14 protein-coding genes are annotated in these 15,259 nt (G+C 71.1%); 8 read left to right on the top strand and 6 right to left on the bottom strand.

The window, feature by feature from the left end; genetic code table 11:
• Nucleotides 1–221 precede the first annotated feature (221 nt).
• Complete coding sequence (locus QSK17_RS24590) at nucleotides 222–2,102, top strand: tetratricopeptide repeat protein (protein WP_285707581.1); 1,881 nt, start codon at nucleotides 222–224, stop codon at nucleotides 2,100–2,102.
• 69 nt (nucleotides 2,103–2,171) lie between these two features.
• Entirely contained in the window at nucleotides 2,172–3,020 is an 849-nt protein-coding gene (gene purU, locus QSK17_RS24585; protein ID WP_285707580.1) for a formyltetrahydrofolate deformylase, read from the top strand.
• Nucleotides 3,021–3,109: 89 nt separating this feature from the next.
• On the opposite strand, the gene QSK17_RS24580 is transcribed toward purU, so the two are convergent.
• Nucleotides 3,110–5,167, bottom strand: a complete 2,058-nt coding sequence (locus tag QSK17_RS24580; RefSeq protein WP_285707579.1) for a prolyl oligopeptidase family serine peptidase — start codon at nucleotides 5,165–5,167, stop codon at nucleotides 3,110–3,112.
• 313 nt (nucleotides 5,168–5,480) lie between these two features.
• On the opposite strand from QSK17_RS24580, the gene QSK17_RS24575 reads away from it, so the two are divergent.
• From QSK17_RS24575 to QSK17_RS24565, 3 genes are all read left to right on the top strand, one after another.
• Nucleotides 5,481–5,990 carry an HNH endonuclease gene (locus QSK17_RS24575; RefSeq protein ID WP_285707578.1) on the top strand — a complete coding sequence of 170 codons (510 nt, stop codon included), beginning with the start codon at nucleotides 5,481–5,483 and terminating at the stop codon, nucleotides 5,988–5,990.
• Between the two features lie 12 nt (nucleotides 5,991–6,002).
• A complete protein-coding gene (locus tag QSK17_RS24570; protein ID WP_285707577.1) occupies nucleotides 6,003–6,830 on the top strand; it encodes a GNAT family N-acetyltransferase in 828 nt (275 codons plus the stop codon).
• Between the two features lie 126 nt (nucleotides 6,831–6,956).
• Nucleotides 6,957–7,166 carry an FmdB family zinc ribbon protein gene (locus QSK17_RS24565; protein ID WP_084259568.1) on the top strand — a complete coding sequence of 70 codons (210 nt, stop codon included), beginning with the start codon at nucleotides 6,957–6,959 and terminating at the stop codon, nucleotides 7,164–7,166.
• A 42-nt stretch (nucleotides 7,167–7,208) separates the two neighbouring features.
• Here the strand turns inward: QSK17_RS24565 and QSK17_RS24560 are convergent, their stop codons facing one another.
• The 3 genes from QSK17_RS24560 to QSK17_RS24550 all read right to left on the bottom strand — a co-directional run bounded on the left by QSK17_RS24560 (nucleotide 7,209) and on the right by QSK17_RS24550 (nucleotide 10,452).
• Nucleotides 7,209–7,685, bottom strand: coding sequence for a helix-turn-helix transcriptional regulator (locus QSK17_RS24560; protein ID WP_285707576.1), 477 nt, complete (start codon nucleotides 7,683–7,685; stop codon nucleotides 7,209–7,211).
• A 157-nt stretch (nucleotides 7,686–7,842) separates the two neighbouring features.
• Nucleotides 7,843–9,681: a dihydroxy-acid dehydratase gene (ilvD, locus tag QSK17_RS24555; RefSeq protein ID WP_285707575.1), complete on the bottom strand. Its 1,839-nt coding sequence runs from the start codon at nucleotides 9,679–9,681 to the stop codon at nucleotides 7,843–7,845.
• A gap of 66 nt (nucleotides 9,682–9,747) precedes the next feature.
• On the bottom strand, nucleotides 9,748–10,452 hold the full coding sequence (locus QSK17_RS24550; RefSeq protein WP_285707574.1) for a nuclease-related domain-containing protein: 705 nt from the start codon (nucleotides 10,450–10,452) through the stop codon (nucleotides 9,748–9,750).
• A gap of 259 nt (nucleotides 10,453–10,711) precedes the next feature.
• Here QSK17_RS24550 and QSK17_RS24545 point away from each other — a divergent pair, with 259 nt between their 5' ends.
• The 3 genes from QSK17_RS24545 to QSK17_RS24535 are packed head-to-tail and all read left to right on the top strand — an operon-like array spanning nucleotide 10,712 to nucleotide 12,842.
• Complete coding sequence (locus QSK17_RS24545; protein ID WP_285707572.1) at nucleotides 10,712–12,133, top strand: amidase; 1,422 nt, start codon at nucleotides 10,712–10,714, stop codon at nucleotides 12,131–12,133.
• Between the two features lie 50 nt (nucleotides 12,134–12,183).
• Nucleotides 12,184–12,477 carry a hypothetical protein gene (locus QSK17_RS24540; RefSeq protein ID WP_285707570.1) on the top strand — a complete coding sequence of 98 codons (294 nt, stop codon included), beginning with the start codon at nucleotides 12,184–12,186 and terminating at the stop codon, nucleotides 12,475–12,477.
• A gap of 5 nt (nucleotides 12,478–12,482) precedes the next feature.
• Nucleotides 12,483–12,842: a TPM domain-containing protein gene (locus QSK17_RS24535; RefSeq protein WP_285707568.1), complete on the top strand. Its 360-nt coding sequence runs from the start codon at nucleotides 12,483–12,485 to the stop codon at nucleotides 12,840–12,842.
• 6 nt (nucleotides 12,843–12,848) lie between these two features.
• Here QSK17_RS24535 and QSK17_RS24530 read toward each other — a convergent pair whose 3' ends face one another.
• Nucleotides 12,849–13,814, bottom strand: coding sequence for a hypothetical protein (locus tag QSK17_RS24530; RefSeq protein ID WP_285707567.1), 966 nt, complete (start codon nucleotides 13,812–13,814; stop codon nucleotides 12,849–12,851).
• Between the two features lie 25 nt (nucleotides 13,815–13,839).
• Entirely contained in the window at nucleotides 13,840–15,258 is a 1,419-nt protein-coding gene (locus QSK17_RS24525) for a DUF2207 family protein (protein WP_285707565.1), read from the bottom strand.
• Nucleotide 15,259 lies beyond the last annotated feature (1 nt).

Raw genomic sequence — 15,259 nt, 5'->3', positions numbered from 1 at the left:
TTACCGTTTTGTGCCAATACTTGTTCCTTGTCACGGAAAAGAGGCACGATGAAAAAGATCATTATCCGCAAGCCCGGCACGGTGCGGCTCACCGGAACGTCGAGCGTGATTCACAAAGGGTGACGGGGAGCCCTCGGCGGAATTCTCGCCATATCTGGGTCCGGGGGAGACTTTCCCGTGATCGCCTGGCCGCCCTCCACGCCCTGGAGCTACCACCTCCTGTGGCGCCCCTGATCAACGGGCATCGACGGCTGCGCGGTCCCTACACCATCGGTGGCATGCTGCTGCGCGCGCTCGTCCCGGCCGCGCTGGAGCGTTCTCCGGATCTCGTCGCCGCGCACGGCATCGAGATCCGGGCCGCCGCCCCCGATCTCCGGCGGCTCGTTCCGGCCTGCGGGGAGCCCCTTTGGGCCTCCCTTCACGAGGACGAGCGCATCCTGGTGCCCGCCCCTCGGCGGACGCTGCGCGTCGCCAACGGCATCGCCGAGTTCGTCCGGGACTGCCTGGACGGGCGGCGTGCGCTGCGCGTCGACAACGTGCACGAGGCCGACCCCACCGACCACGAGCTGCTGGCCGTCCTCATGCGCAGGGTCCCCGGTCTCACCGTGGCGCTCGCCGCGCCCGGGCCGCCCGGCGAGTGGAGTGGCGAGAGCTTCATCCTCGGCACGGCGTCTCCGGCGGAGGGGCCGATCGACGACTACATCGCCTCCGACGGCACCACGGATGATCCGGAGGCGTATGCCGCCTATCTGGCGCTGCCGCCCGGTGAGCGGGCCCGGGCACACGACCGGAGGGCCGACGAACTCTCCGGCGACCACCTGCTGGGCGCGGTGCCGTATCACCGGGAGCGGGGCGGCGATCAGGCCGCCGCGCTGTCCGCGTTGTGGGCGGCGGTGGACCACTGTGTCGGCGAGGGGTTCCTGCACGCTGTGGCCGAGCTCGGCCTGCGCGGGCTCCGCCTGGCCGAGCCGGGATCGGATCTCTGGTGGCGGTTCATCCACCGGACGGCCACCGCGCTGGCCGGGATCGGCCGCCGCGGCGAGGCGTTCGAGCTCTACGAGTCCGCGCGGCGCGGCAGCGTGGATCCCGCCGTCCACGCCGCGGCCGCGTACGGCACGGCCATGCTGGACGCGCGTGACCCCGACCCCGCGCGACGGGACCTGGGCAGGGCCATGGGGTGGATCAACGAGGCGATCGCCGTGTCCACGCTGCTGCCCGATCACCGGGAGCGTGCCTTCAAGCTCGGCTTCGACCGGAACGGCCGCGCGTTGATCGAGCTGCGGCAGGGCAGGGTCGAGGAGGCGTTGCGCCTGGTCGAGTCGGCGATCGAGCTGGCCGACCGGGATCTCCCTCCGGACGCGCATCCCCTGCACCGGATGGTGCTGTTCGGCAACCGGGCGCAACTCCTGGCGCGATCCGGCCGGAACGCGGACGCCCTGCGGGACTTCGACCGGGCCATCGCCATCGACCCCGGCTTCCCCGACAACTACCTCGACCGCGGCAACCTGCTCCTGGCCATGGGTCGGCCGGACGACGCGCTCACCGACTACGAGACCGCGATCAGGCTCGGGTCGCCCCTTCCGGAGGCGTACTACAACCGGGCCGAGTTGCGCCTGGCCACCGGCGACAGGGAACTCGCCCTGGCGGACCTGGACCACGTACTGGAGCTGGACCCGGCCTTCCTGGACGCCTACGTGAACCGCGCGGGCGTCCTGGAGATGCTCGACGAGCACGAGGCGGCCCGGCGAGACGTCGACGCGGGCCTGGAGCTCGATCCCGGCAACCCGCACCTGCACGGCGTGCTCGGCCAGTTGGAGACCGCGGCCGGGCGGCACGCCGAGGCGCGCGCCGCGTTCGACGCGGCGCTCGCGAGGGATCCGGCCCTCGCCGGCGCCTGGGCGAACCGGGCGATCCTGCGCTACGGGACCGGCGACCTCGACGGCGCCGTGGCGGACCTGACGCGGGCCATCGAGCTGGGAGAGGACGCCGCGCTGTACGCGAACCGGGCCATCGCCCTGCGTGACCTGGGTCGATTCGCCGAGGCGGAGGCCGATCTGGAACAGGCGCGACGACTTGACCCCACCATCGACGTGGACAACTGAGTCCTCGACGGAGGGGCGGTATCATCCTCAGTTTGAGGCGAGAGCGCCAAAGGACCCAAGGATCAAGGCATGACTGCTGACTATGTGCTGACCCTCTCCTGCCCGGACCGTCCCGGCGTGGTCGCCGCCGTCTCGGGACTGCTGGCCCGGCATGGTTGCAACATCACGGAGAGCCAGCAGTTCGGCGATCCCGTCGCCAAACGCTTCTTCATGCGCGTCCAGTTCACCGGTGGTCTCCCGCTCGACGACCTGCGTACGGCCTTCGCCGAGCTGGCCCCGGAGTTCGGCATGGACCTCCAGCTCTTCGACCAGGCGGTCAAGCCGCGGGTGCTGGTGCTGGTCAGCAAGTTCGACCACTGCCTCAACGACCTGCTCTACCGGACGCGCTCCGGGCTGCTGGACATCGAGATCGTCGCTGTGGCGTCCAACCACCCCGACCTGCGGCCGCTCACCCAGTCGTACGGGATCGACTATCACCACCTGCCGGTCACGCCGGAGACCAAGGGGCAGCAGGAGGCGGAGATCCTCACCCTGGTCGCGCACTACGAGGCCGATCTGGTGGTGCTCGCGCGGTACATGCAGGTGCTCTCGGAAGACCTGTGCGCCAAGCTGGCCGGGCGGGTGATCAACATCCACCACTCGTTCCTGCCGTCTTTCAAGGGCGCCAAGCCGTACCACCAGGCCTACACGCGCGGGGTCAAGCTGATCGGCGCGACCGCGCACTACGTGACGAGTGACCTGGACGAGGGGCCGATCATCGAGCAGGAGGTCGCGCGGGTCAACCACACCCACTCGCCCGAGGACCTCGCCGCGATCGGCCGGGATGTCGAACGCCAGGCGCTGGCCCGGGCGGTCCGGTGGCACGCCGAGCATCGGGTGCTGCTCGACGGCCACAAGACCATCATCTTCCCCCGATAGGGGGCCGGCCCGACCGCTACGTCCGCGCCCCGTCGGCACGGGGGCGTGGGGTACGGCCGGGCTCGGTCAGGCCCGGCCATACCTGCCGGTCAGGAGAGCCCGGTGTGCTGAGCCAGGAAGGCGAGCTGCTCCGCCGCGAGATCGACGGTCCGGCTCACCGCCCGCGCGCCGTGCCCGACCTCGCTCTCGTTGCGCAGCAGGATCGGGCGGCCTGCGGCCTGGGCGTGCTGCAGGGCCGCCGCCATCTTCCAGGCGTGCAGCGGGTGGACCCGGGTGTCGGAGCCGAAGACCGTGAACAGCGTCGCGGGGTAGGAGACGCCCTCGCGGACGTGGTGATACGGCGAGTAACCCCAGAGCCAGCCGAACTCCTCGGGGACATCGGCTGAGCCGTACTCGACGTTCCAGGTGGCGCCGAGCCCGAACTTCTCGTAGCGGATCATGTCCAGCAGCGGTGCGGAGCAGACGACGGCGGCGTAGAGCTCGGGCCGCTGGGTGAGCGCCGCCCCGACGAGGAGCCCGCCATTGGAGCCGCCGGAGATCCCGAGCCGGTCGGACGTCGTCACGCCCGTGGCGATCAGGTGCTCGGCCGCGGCGTGCAGGTCGTCGAAGACGTTCTGCTTGTTGCCGAGCATGCCGTCACGGTGCCACTGCTCGCCCTGCTCGCCGCCGCCGCGCAACTGGGCGATGGCGTAGACCCCGCCGGCCTCGACCCAGGCCAGGATCGACGCGGAGTAGCCCGGGGTCATGGGGATCCCGAAGCCGCCGTAGCCGTACAGGATGGTGGGCCGGGGGCCCGAGCCGTCACGGGAGATCACCAGCATGTGGACCTCGGTGCCGTCCTTGGAGCGGTAGACCACCTGCTCGGTGTTGACCGAGGGCACCTCCACCGCCCCCGGCGAGGCCGCCCAGAGCGTCGTCTCGCCCGTGCGCGCGTCGAAGCGGCGGATGCTCGGCGGCGTGGTGTTGTCCGTGTAGGAGAACCACGCCTCATGGCCGCCCTCGGGGCGCTCGGTGATGCCGCCGATGGAGCCGAGACCCGGGGTCGGCACCTCGCCGATCCGCACGCCCGTCTCCAGCGAGTGGATGGAGATCTCGGAGATGGCGTGCCGGGTCCAGCCGACGAGCATGACCGGCTCGTCCAGGTCGTCGAGGATGGCGAAGTCGGTGAGAACGGCCTCGGCGTCCTCGGGGATGAGGTCCCGCCAGTGCTCGTACGTCGGGGTCTCGGGGGAGGTCACGCAGACCCGGGAACGCGGCGCGTCACGGTCGGTGAAGACGTACAGCCGGCCGTCGCGGCCGAAGTGCAGACCCGTCTGGGCGTCGACGCCCTCCTGGACGGTGACCAGCTCGGGCGCGTCGCACGGCGAGGCGGTCAGGTCCGCCAACCACAGGTCGTTGCGCGGGGCCGTCCCCTGGGAGGCGGAGATCGTCAGCCAGCGGCCGTCACGGGAGACCGAGACGCCGTAGTAGTTCGTCTTCTCCAGCCCCTCGCCGAAGATCAGCACGTCGTCGTCCGCCGGAGTGCCCACGCGGTGCAGATAGACGCGCCGGTGGAACTGCTCCTCACCCTCCGGAACCTCGGACGGCGGGAGCTTGCGCACGTAGTAGAACGCCTCGCCGCCGGGCAGCCACGCAATGGGGGAGTAGCGGCACCGGTCGATCGGGCCCTCGATGAGTGCGCCGGTCGCGACGTCCATCACGTGGAGGCGCGACTCCTCGTCGCCCCCGACCGAGATCTGGTAGGCGAGACGGAGGCCCTCCTTGTCCGGCTGGTAGGAGTCCAGCGTGGTCAGCCCCGACGCGTCGAGCGCCATCGGATCGAGCAGCGCCCGCTCGCCCTGGTCGTCCGCGACGTAGAGGACGGCGTGCTCCTGCTCCGGCGTGCGGCGCATGAAGAACTGCCGTTCGCCGCGCCAGGCGGGCGGCCCGACGGACCCGGACTTCAGCAGCGCGGCGACGCGCTCCCGGAAGCGCTCGCGGCCCGGAAGCTCCGTGCTCTTGAAGAGGACGTCCTGCGCGTCCAGCCACTCCTTCGTGGCCGGGTCGTCCACGTCCTCCAGCCAGCGGTAGGGGTCGGGGACGGCGGTTCCGTGCAGGTCATCGACGATGTCGGCGCGCTGTGCGGGTGGGTACGGCAGTCGGGTCATGTCTCGCACTTTAAAGCAGATCACCGACAGGAACGTGCCGCCGACGGGGAGTAAAAAGAGCCTCGAAAGGGGATAAACAGCACAGGCGTCCCAATCGTGAACCTCGCTCGCGCTTTATGGGGTGGCGGATGGGTCGCAGCAAAGGCCACACTGGTGGAGGGCGGTGCCGTGGTGACCATCCGCTGGACCGTCCGGCGGAGGTCGCTGTGACGGAAGCACCCGGGTCCCAACCGACGGGACCACAACCAGGGCGCACAGCTGTGCGAGCGCGCCATCTCGTCCAAGCTCACGAGATGGCGGCGGAGGTCGGCTGATGCGCCAAGTACTCCTTCTCAACGCCACCTACGAGCCGCTCACCACGCTGTCCCTGCACCGGGCGGTCATCCTGATCCTGCGGGACAAGGCGGAGGTCGTGCACCGGGACGGCCGGGGCGCCGTGCTCCGCTCGGCTACCCGCACGCTCGACGTGCCGTCCGTGATCCGGCTGAGGTGCTATGTCCGCATCCCCTACCGGTCGCGCATCCCGCTCACCCGGGCCGCGCTCATGCGGCGGGACGACTTCCGGTGCGCGTACTGCGGTCAGCGGGCGGAGACCATCGACCACGTCATCCCGCGTTCCAAGGGAGGTCCCCACACGTGGGAGAACTGCGTCGCCTCCTGCATGCCGTGCAACCATCGCAAGGCGGACAGGTTGCTGGAGGACCTGGGGTGGACGCTCCGCGTCGCCCCGGTGGTGCCACGGGACGCCCACTGGCGGCTCATCGGAGCGCAGTTCGACGGTGATCCGCAGTGGGCGCCGTACCTCGCCGAATCCGCCGCCTGACACCGGATCCGGATGACCGACGACCCGACGTGGACGTTCAGCGCCGACGCGGAGGTGTACGCGGAGGCGGCCGAGGCCTGGCTGCTGCGCGATCCGGTGCGCAACACCGCCGTGCTGACCGTGCTCCGGAGCGTACGGAGTGGCCAGTTCTCTGAGGATCCCCTCATGGGGTGGTTCACCGAGGGTGGTTCAGTGGTGGGGGCGATGATCCACACCGCCCCCTATCCTCTGCTGCTCGGCGTCGTTCCCCTGCACGCCATGCCCTCTCTGGTGAGTGAGCTGATCGCCCTCGACAGGTCGCTGCCGGGTGTCAGGGGCCCCGTCGAGCAGGCGGAGGCGTTCGCCCGCGCCTGGTGGGAACCGGAGCGGGACCGCAGTTCCGAACGCCTCTACCGGCTCGGCTCCCTGGTCCCGCCCACCGTCCCCGGCTCGGCCCGTACGGCCGTCGCCGGGGACGCGCCGCTGGCCGTCCAGTGGCTCCGGGAGTACCAGGTAGAGGCGGATGTGGACGTGGCCACCGATCCGACGCCCGTGGTCTCGGCCAGGATCAACAGGAACGAGCTCGTGTGGTGGGAGGACGGCGGCCGTCCCGTCGCACTCGCCGGAGTCTCGGTGCCCATCGCCGGCATGTCACGGGTGGGGCCGGTCTACACGCCGCCCGCGTTCCGCCGCAGCGGGTACGGCTCGGCCGTGACGCACGCCGTCACCCGCAAGGCGCTGGACGAGGGAGCCACCGAGGTGCTGCTGTTCACCGATCTGGCCAATGCGCGCTCCAACTCCGTCTACCAGGCGCTGGGCTTCGAGCCCGTGGCCGACTACGTCGCCATCCGCTTCCACTGACGGCCCCGGTCTGTCTGTGCGCTCGGTCTGTGCGCTCGGTCTGTGCGCTCGGTCTGTGCGCTCGGTCTGTGCGCCGACCCGACCCGGCGCGACGCCGCCGCCTGATCGAGGCCGTACGCTACGGACATGCCTCGTTATGACTACCGCTGCCGCTCCTGCGGATCGACCTTCGAGCTGAACCGGTCCATGGCCGAGGCCAACGCGCCGGCCACCTGCCCCTCCGGACACGACGACACGGTGAAGCTGCTCTCCACCGTGGCCGTCACGGGCGGCGCCGCCGCCCCGCGTCCCAGCGGTGGCGGCGGCGGGTGCTGCGGCGGCGGTTGCTGCGGCTGACCGGCGCGGCGGCTGACCGGCGGGGTAGAGCGGCGAGGGGCGCTACGCCGCCTTGCGGCGCTGGAACGGCAGATAGCGCTCGGGAAGGTGCGGGCGGGCCGGCAGGTCGGTGGGCTCCACCGCGGCGACGCGGTCGAGCCGGAACGCCCGGATCCCGCTCCGCGTCCGGCACCAGCCCACGAGGTACCAGTGGTCGCGGTGGGCCATGAAGGTGACCGGCTCGACGTTCCGGGTGGTCATCCGGCCGGTGGCGTCGCGGTACTGGATCTGGAGCACCAGCCGGGCGGTGATCGCGTTGGCGATCACCCTGGCGCGCCGGGCGACGTCGGTGGGGAGCGGCGTGGTCAGCGTGGTCAGGGTGGTGGCGGTGACGTCGTCGTTCAGGTCGAGGTGCTGGAAGGCGTGGCGCAGCCCGCGGCGGGCGGTGACGGACTGCGGGCCGGTCCCGAGGTGGGCCAGGGACAGGGCCAGTGCGGCGAGCTCAGCGGTCGTCAGGGTGTTCCTAATGACGTTGGCCATACCATAATTTTACCTCCCCCGACTGACATTTTTTCGAACGCGTGGTCGGCGGAGAGGTGATTGTCCCCTCTCAGCGAGCCCGTCCCCGAAGCGCCCTGAAACGGCCGGAGGGGACCGGGGCGGCCGCCCCGATCCCCTCCGTATGACGGAAGACCGACTAACGCGAGAGCTGCGAGATGTCCCTGGAGGCCCCCGTCGAGGCGGAGGTGGTCAGGGCCGCGTACGCCTGGAGCGCCGCCGACACCGGCCGGTTGCGGTCGCGCGGACGGTAACCGCCGAGCTCGGCGAGCAGCTTCTCGCGGCGGGCCGCGAGGTCGGCCTCGGCCACCTTCAGCTCGATGGACCGGCCGGGAATGTCGATCTCGACGAGGTCGCCGTTCTCGACCAGGGCGATGATGCCGCCCTCGGCCGCCTCGGGGGAGGCGTGGCCGATCGACAGGCCGGACGTGCCGCCGGAGAAGCGCCCGTCGGTGACCAGCGCGCACGCCTTGCCGAGGCCCTTGCCCTTGAGGAAGCTCGTGGGGTAAAGCATCTCCTGCATGCCCGGACCGCCCTTGGGGCCTTCGTACCGGATGACGACCACGTCACCGGCCGTGACCTTGCCGGAGAGGATGCCGTCGACTGCCTCCTCCTGCGACTCGAACACCACGGCGGGGCCGGAGAACTTCCAGATCGACTCGTCCACGCCCGCCGTCTTCACGATGCAGCCGTCGGGGGCGATGTTGCCGTACAGCACGGCCAGGCCGCCGTCCTTGGTGTAGGCGTGCTCGGCGTCGCGGATGCAGCCCTCCGACCGGTCGAGGTCGAGCGAGTCCCACCGGGCGTCCTGCGAGTACGCCTTGACCGTGCGGACGTTGCCCGGTGCGGCGTGCCAGAGCTCGATCGCCTCGTCGCGGACTTCCGGCGACTTGGGGTCCCAGGCGGAGAGGTACTCGCCGAGCGAGGAGGCGTGGACGCTGGGCACGTCGCGGTGCAGCAGCCCGGCCCGGTCGAGCTCGCCCAGGATGCCGGGGATGCCGCCGGCGCGGTGCACGTCCTCGACGTGGTACTTGGCCGTCGCGGGAGCGACCTTGCACAGGCAGGGCACCCGCAGGGAGAGCTCGTTGATCTCCTTGAGGCCGAAGTCGACGCCGGCCTCGCGCGCGGCGGCGAGCAGGTGGAGGATCGTGTTGGTGGAGCCGCCCATGGCGACGTCGAGCGCCATGGCGTTCTCGAACGCCTCGCGGGTGGCGATGCTCCGCGGCAGCACCGACTCGTCGTCCAGCTCGTAGTAACGCCGGGCGATCTCGACGACCGTGCGGCCGGCCTGCTCGAACAGGGCCTTGCGCGCCTTGTGCGTGGCCAGGGTCGTGCCGTTGCCGGGCAGGGCCAGGCCGATCGCCTCGGTGAGGCAGTTCATCGAGTTGGCGGTGAACATGCCGCTGCAGGAACCGCAGGTCGGGCAGGCGTTCTCCTCCATCTCCAGGAGGGCCTGGTCGCTCACGCTGTCGTCGGCTGCGGCGATCATCGGGTCGATGAGGTCGAGCTTGCGGCCGGGCGTCTTGCCCGCCTCCATGGGGCCGCCGGAGACGAACACCGTCGGGATGTTGAGCCGGAAGGCGGCCAGCAGCATGCCCGGGGTGATCTTGTCGCAGTTGGAGACGCAGATCAGCGCGTCCGCGCAGTGGGCGTTGACCATGTACTCGACCGCGTCGGCGATGAGCTCGCGCGAGGGCAGGGAGTAGAGCATGCCGCCGTGGCCCATCGCGATGCCGTCGTCGACCGCGATCGTGTTGAATTCGCGCGGGATGGCCCCGGCCTCACGCACCGCGGCGGCGACGACGTCGCCGACCTCGCGGAGGTGGACGTGACCCGGAACGAACTGGGTGAAGCTGTTGGCCACCGCCACGATGGGCTTCCCGAAGTCACTCCCGGCTACGCCGGTCGCCCGGAGCAGGGCCCGGGCACCGACCATGTTTCTGCCGTGTGTGACCGTACGCGACCTGAGGGCTGGCATGACGTCGCTCCCATCGAAGACAGTGAGTCCTCAAATGGTACGGCCGTCGCCATAGGAAACGGACCCTCAGCTCTCGGGGTAGCGGGCGGGCAGGACGCGCTCCGCCGCACGGTAGATGGACTCGATCTCCGCCGTGGTGAGCGACCGCTCCCGCTTGGTGATCCACTTGCGGACGAGGCTGCCGGAGAAGACGTCCACCTCGCGCACGTTCAGGATCCGCCACGGGATAGACGGCCCGTAGATCGCCAGTGACGGGACCACGTGGATCTCACGGCCGAGCGCCTTGCCGATCAGCTCGCTGGCCTGGGAGGCCTCCCAGCGTGCCTCGTCGAGACGCGGCTTCTGGTTGAACGGTCCGTGGAACAGCTTGCGGTGCGACTGCACCCGCACCGGCAGCCGCCTGTCCCACTTCTCGGAGTCGACGGCGTACACCCCGGTGGGGCCGATCACGAGATGGTCGATCTGGGCGTCGCTGCCGGGGACGGCGCGGGCGTGCAGCGTGCGGAAACCGCTGCGCTCCAACCGCTTCAGCTGGGACTCGGTGCGCCGCTCCGCCGCGGAGGGGCGCCGCCACGCCGGCACGGAGGACACGCTCCGCGCGCGGTAGACGGTGTCGGCGATGGCCGCGACGATGGCGGCGGTCAGCCCGATCCGCCAGCCGCCGAGCAGGAACCCGACGATCACGCCGGCGGCGAGGGCGATCAGAGCGCGTCGCCGCAGGTGGTGGTACTCAGGCCGCCGGACGAGACTCTTCAGCGAGGCCCGCTCCACCGGGGCATATGTGGACGCAGGCGCTTCAGCCTGCGTCGAGGGTCGCTCTGACGACTGGTCACTCACCCAGATCGGTGACGTATCGTGACCGTCTTCTGGCGCTAGACCGGTATCCACATCACTCACGGTAGTTGAGCTCTCGGCGAGTTGCCTAGTGTTGGGGGGTTCATACTTTTGTGGCGGGCTTCATCGGATTGCCGGGCCCGATAGATGGGTATCGTCTCTAGATATCTTCGCGCCGCGGGCCTACCGTTCGGTAGTGGCCCACATTCACGATCTTACTGCGTTGGAGCAGGCGGCAGCCGTACGAAACCGAGAACTGTCGCCGGTCGAGATCACCGAGCACTATCTGGAGCGAGCCGATCGGCTGGACGGCGAGGTGGGTGCCTTCGTCACCCTCACCGCGGACCGGGCTCTGGATGAGGCGCGCAAGCACGAGGCACGCGTCCTGGAGTCCACCGACCCGCCCCCGTTCCTCGGCGTGCCGATCCCCATCAAGGACCTCAACCTGGTGAAGGACGTGCCGATCTTCTTCGGCTCCGCCACGTATGAGGGCTTCACGGCCCCCGTGGACGACAGCGTCGTCGAGCGGCTGCGCGCGGCCGGCACGATCATGCTCGGCAAGACGAGCACGCCCGAGTTCGGGCTGCCCTGCTACACGGAGACCGCCGTCGGCCCGCCGGCGCGTACGCCATGGGATCTGTCGCGGTCGGCGGGAGGGTCGAGCGGGGGAGCGGCCGCCGCGGTCGCGGCCGGTCTCGCCCCGGCGGCGCAGGGCAGCGACGGGGCGGGCTCCATCCGCATCCCCGCCTCGGTGTGCGGCCTGTACGGCATCAAGCCGACCCGGGGCCGCATCTCGTTCGCGCCGATCGTCCCCGACCTCGCGGGTCTGTCCACCAACGGCCCCATCACGCGGAACGTCGCCGACGCGGCGGCGCTGCTCGACGTGATGGCCCACAACAATCCCGGCGACCTGTACTGGGCGCCGCCGCCGGAGCGCGGTTCCTTCTCGGCCTATGTCGGGGTGGACCCGGGCCGCCTGCGGATCGCGAGGTACGCCACGCCGGTCGTCCCCGACGCGGACGTGCACCCGGAGGTGCTGGCCGCGTACGAGAGCGCGTCGGCGCTGCTGGAGTCACTGGGGCACGAGGTGGTGGAGATCGCGCCGCCGTTCGGCGCCGACGTGGTGCCGGAGTTCGTGAAACTGTGGTTCACCTTCGCCTGCATGCACCCGGTGGCCGAGGGCATGGAGTCCCGGCTGCGCCCGCTCACGGCGTGGCTGCGGGAACGCGGGTTCGCGACCGCCGCCCCCGACTTCCTCAAGGCGCAGTCCGCGCTCCAACTCGCCACCCGGTTCGCGCTGCTCGTCACCGACGAGTACGACGCCGTGCTGACGCCCACCGTCACCCGGCCGCCGGTCCCGGTCGGCTGGTTCGAAGACGTCGACACGCCGGAGGAGACCTTCGAGCGGATGAAGCGCTTCGCGCCATTCGCGGCCACGTACAACATCAGCGGGCAGCCGGCGGTCAACCTGCCGCTCCACTGGACGCCGGACGGCCTGCCGATCGGCGTCATGCTGGCCGGGAGGTTCGGCGACGAGGGGACGCTCATCTCGCTCTCGGCCCAGGTCGAGGCGTCGGTCGGCGGCTTCTGGGGGGAGCGCCGCCCGCCGGTCTGGTGACACGCCGGGGCGGCTCGACCGGCTCTCACGTGCGGAGTTACGTTGATGAGGTGCACAGTGAGCTCCAGATCGCCGGATTCCTGATCGGGGTGTCGGCGGGGCTGTTCCTGCTGATCACCGTGCTCGTCCTCGCGCTCGGGCGCCCGGCCAAGAGCCAGACCGTCTCGGAAGGGGTGGTCTGGTTCGGCGGGCCCGGCCGGAGCGAGCACGGCGCCGACACCTCCGTCCTCGTGCTCACCGGACGGCCGCCGCACTGGCTGCCGTACACCGACGTTCAGTGGACCGCCCTGGCCAGGGACGCCGAGCCGCGCGCCCGCACCGGTGGCGCCTCCGCCGGGTGGTGATGGCCGTGCGCGCGCTGACCCCACTGCAGAACGACGACATCCGGGCCGCCCTGAAGGCGGCCGAAGCCCGCACCCACCTGCGCTTCGCCGTCTACGTCGGACGGGCGGAAGGCGCGCGACGGGAGTTCGCCGAACGGCTCCACGCCGCGCTGGGAGCGGTCGCCGACGACGCCGTGCTGATCATGGTGGATGTGGACGGCCGGGCCCTGGAGATCGTGACGGGAGAGCGGGCCAGGAGGTTCATCACGGACGGTGCGTGCCAGTTGGTGGCGGTTTCCATGGCGGGCGCCTTCGCCGCGGGCGACCTGACCGGCGGCCTGGTCACCGGCATCAGCGCCCTGGCCGAGTGCGCCACGCGCGGCTAGCCCTCCTCACAGCAGCCTCACCAGATGGGCGGACACGTCGGCCAGCAGGGTGGCCGGCCGTACTGGCGAGGCCGCGACCGCGGAGAACAGGCTGGGCAGGCCGGGCAGGGCGAAACCGTCGTCCTCGGTGGCCCGGTGGGCGACCTCGTTCTTGTCCAGCACCGAGCGGCTGCGCTGCCAGGCCTCCTGGACCTCCTCCGGGGACGGCACGCCGAACCCGTGGCCGACCGGGGCGGCGTGGCGCAGCCGCACGAGCGGGGTCTCGGCGAACGCCAGCGCGACGCGGGCGCGAAGCGCGAGATCGTCCCGATCGGGCGCCCAGTCCATGGCCGTGCAGGGGGTGCGGCACCGGGCCACGCAGGTGGCGAGGGCGCCGGCGACCTGGCTGTGCTGGCGGTCGAAGTAGGCGCGCCAGCCCGGGCCGGGTTCGATCGCCACGCGGAGCGTCCGCTCGGCCGCCGACTGCTCCGACCTGGTGTGGTCGCACTCCCGGTCACCGATCGATCCGAACCTGCTGCCTGTGGCACGCAACCCCTCAGGCCAGAGCACGGGGTCGCCCGCGTGACCGAGGGCGGGCTCGAAGGCGAGCAGCGGGAGGTACTCGCTGGCGATGTGGACCGCCGAGATCATGGCGCTGAGCTCGCGCCGCCTCCAGCGGATCTCGATCACCTCGAGGAGCAGTGCGTACGAGGGCCGCAGCGACTCCAGGGCGCCGCGGGGCTGCTCACGGGGCGTCTGCGGCATGTGGCAGGCCCTGGCACGGCGGCGCAGGTCGGCGGGGACACTCCGGGCGTCGTTGTCGTCGGCGAAGTCCTCCGCGTCCAGGGTGAGCAGCCGCTGACCGAACTCGCACACCGAGGCGACCGCGTCGGTGAGCTCCCCCTGACCGAGGACCTCGGGAGCGAGGGCTCCCACGTCACCGAACGAATACCGCTGCGCGAGCGCGATCAACAGGTCCCTGGCCGACTTCATCGGAACACCCTCTCACGGCCCGCCGTCACTCCTGACGGGTGTCGAAGATCCGGATCTCGCCGAGGTTCTCCGGGGCGTCGATCCGTTGCTCGCCGGTGTCGTCGTACGTCGCCGCCCCCTGGAGCCGGGACCGCCCGACGACCTCGATCGCGTCGATCCAGCCGAGCTTCCTGCCGACATGGGCGCGCACCCTCTGGCCCTCGGATAGGGAGCTCCACATGTCGGCGCCGATGCCGTACGCCTTCACCTCGCGGGCCCGGCCCTCGTCGATCGCGCACCAGTAGGCGTACTTGGGGTCGTCGTCGCCCTTCTTGCCGACCTGGAACCGGCGGAGCCGGACGATCTGGCCCTCGACCCCGGCCTTGCCGCTCAGGTCGATGATCGCGTAGACCAGCGGCACGCCCGCCGCGGCGGCCCCGAGCGCGAGGGCGCCGGGGTAGACCAGCGCGTCCGGCCACAAATCGACGGCCGACAGGACCAGCAGCACGATCCAGGTCCAGAAACCCGTGAAGAATCCCGCGACCAGGGCGTAGAACAGCATCGGCAGCGGCTCCCTGGCCCACAGCAGGCGCCGGGGATAGCGGACGTTCACCACGTGCCACATGCCGCCGTAGTCGGACCAGGCCCGCCGGTCGTCCGCGGGGACGCTGACAGGGAGGCTGGTCACCGCACGCGGCGCGAGGCCGAGCGCCGCCGCGTAGGCCAGGTGCCGGCCCCAGATCGTGACGGACGCGGCGGGCTGCTCGGCGAACCTGCCGGTGCCGGCCAGGTGCTCGCGCACCCCCAGCCACTGCCCCGCGGCCTCGGCGCCGCGCCGCGTGCCGCGCTCGCCGTTGAGCCGGCCCATCAGCATCACGAGCACGCCGAAGGTCACGACTCCCGCGCCCAGGCCGCCGTCGTGCTTCTCGTCGCTCAGCGTCATGGCGACGGCGACCGCCAGTGCGGGTATGGCCGCCGCCGCGGTGAGCAGCACGGCGTGGGCCCTGCTCCACCGTGGCTGGGACAGACCCTGGGCCCTGGCCTCCGCGATGACCTTCTTGCGGAAGCTCTTCCACCACCGGTCGAGGTTCCGTGACCCCTCGGCGAGCGCGCCGGTCGCCACCACGCCGTCCACGGCGAGCGACCGGACGTGGTCGTAGACGAGCCGCTCGTACGGCTTCAGGTCGCCGGGGTCGCGGCGCAGCCGTACGAGGGACAGTTCGGGGCCGATCTCCTCGATCCGCACGGCGCCCCTGGCGGCGAGGTCGAGCAGCGTGGCCGAGGTGGCCTCGTCGCACAGCCGCCAGTGTCCCGTGATCAGATCGACGATCGCGGGGGAGTGCGCGGCCAGTTCGTCGGTCGGCGGCACCGGAACGACGTCCGGATTGCGGGTGGCGACGGCGAGCGCCGCCAGAAGCAGCAGCCAGAGCGCGACGGCCGCCGCGGCGGCCAGCCAGGCGAGCATG

The sequence above is a fragment of the Microtetraspora sp. NBRC 16547 genome (assembly GCF_030268965.1).
Taxonomy (GTDB): Bacteria; Actinomycetota; Actinomycetes; order Streptosporangiales; family Streptosporangiaceae; genus Microtetraspora.
This window is presented reverse-complemented; position numbering and strand designations above follow the sequence as displayed.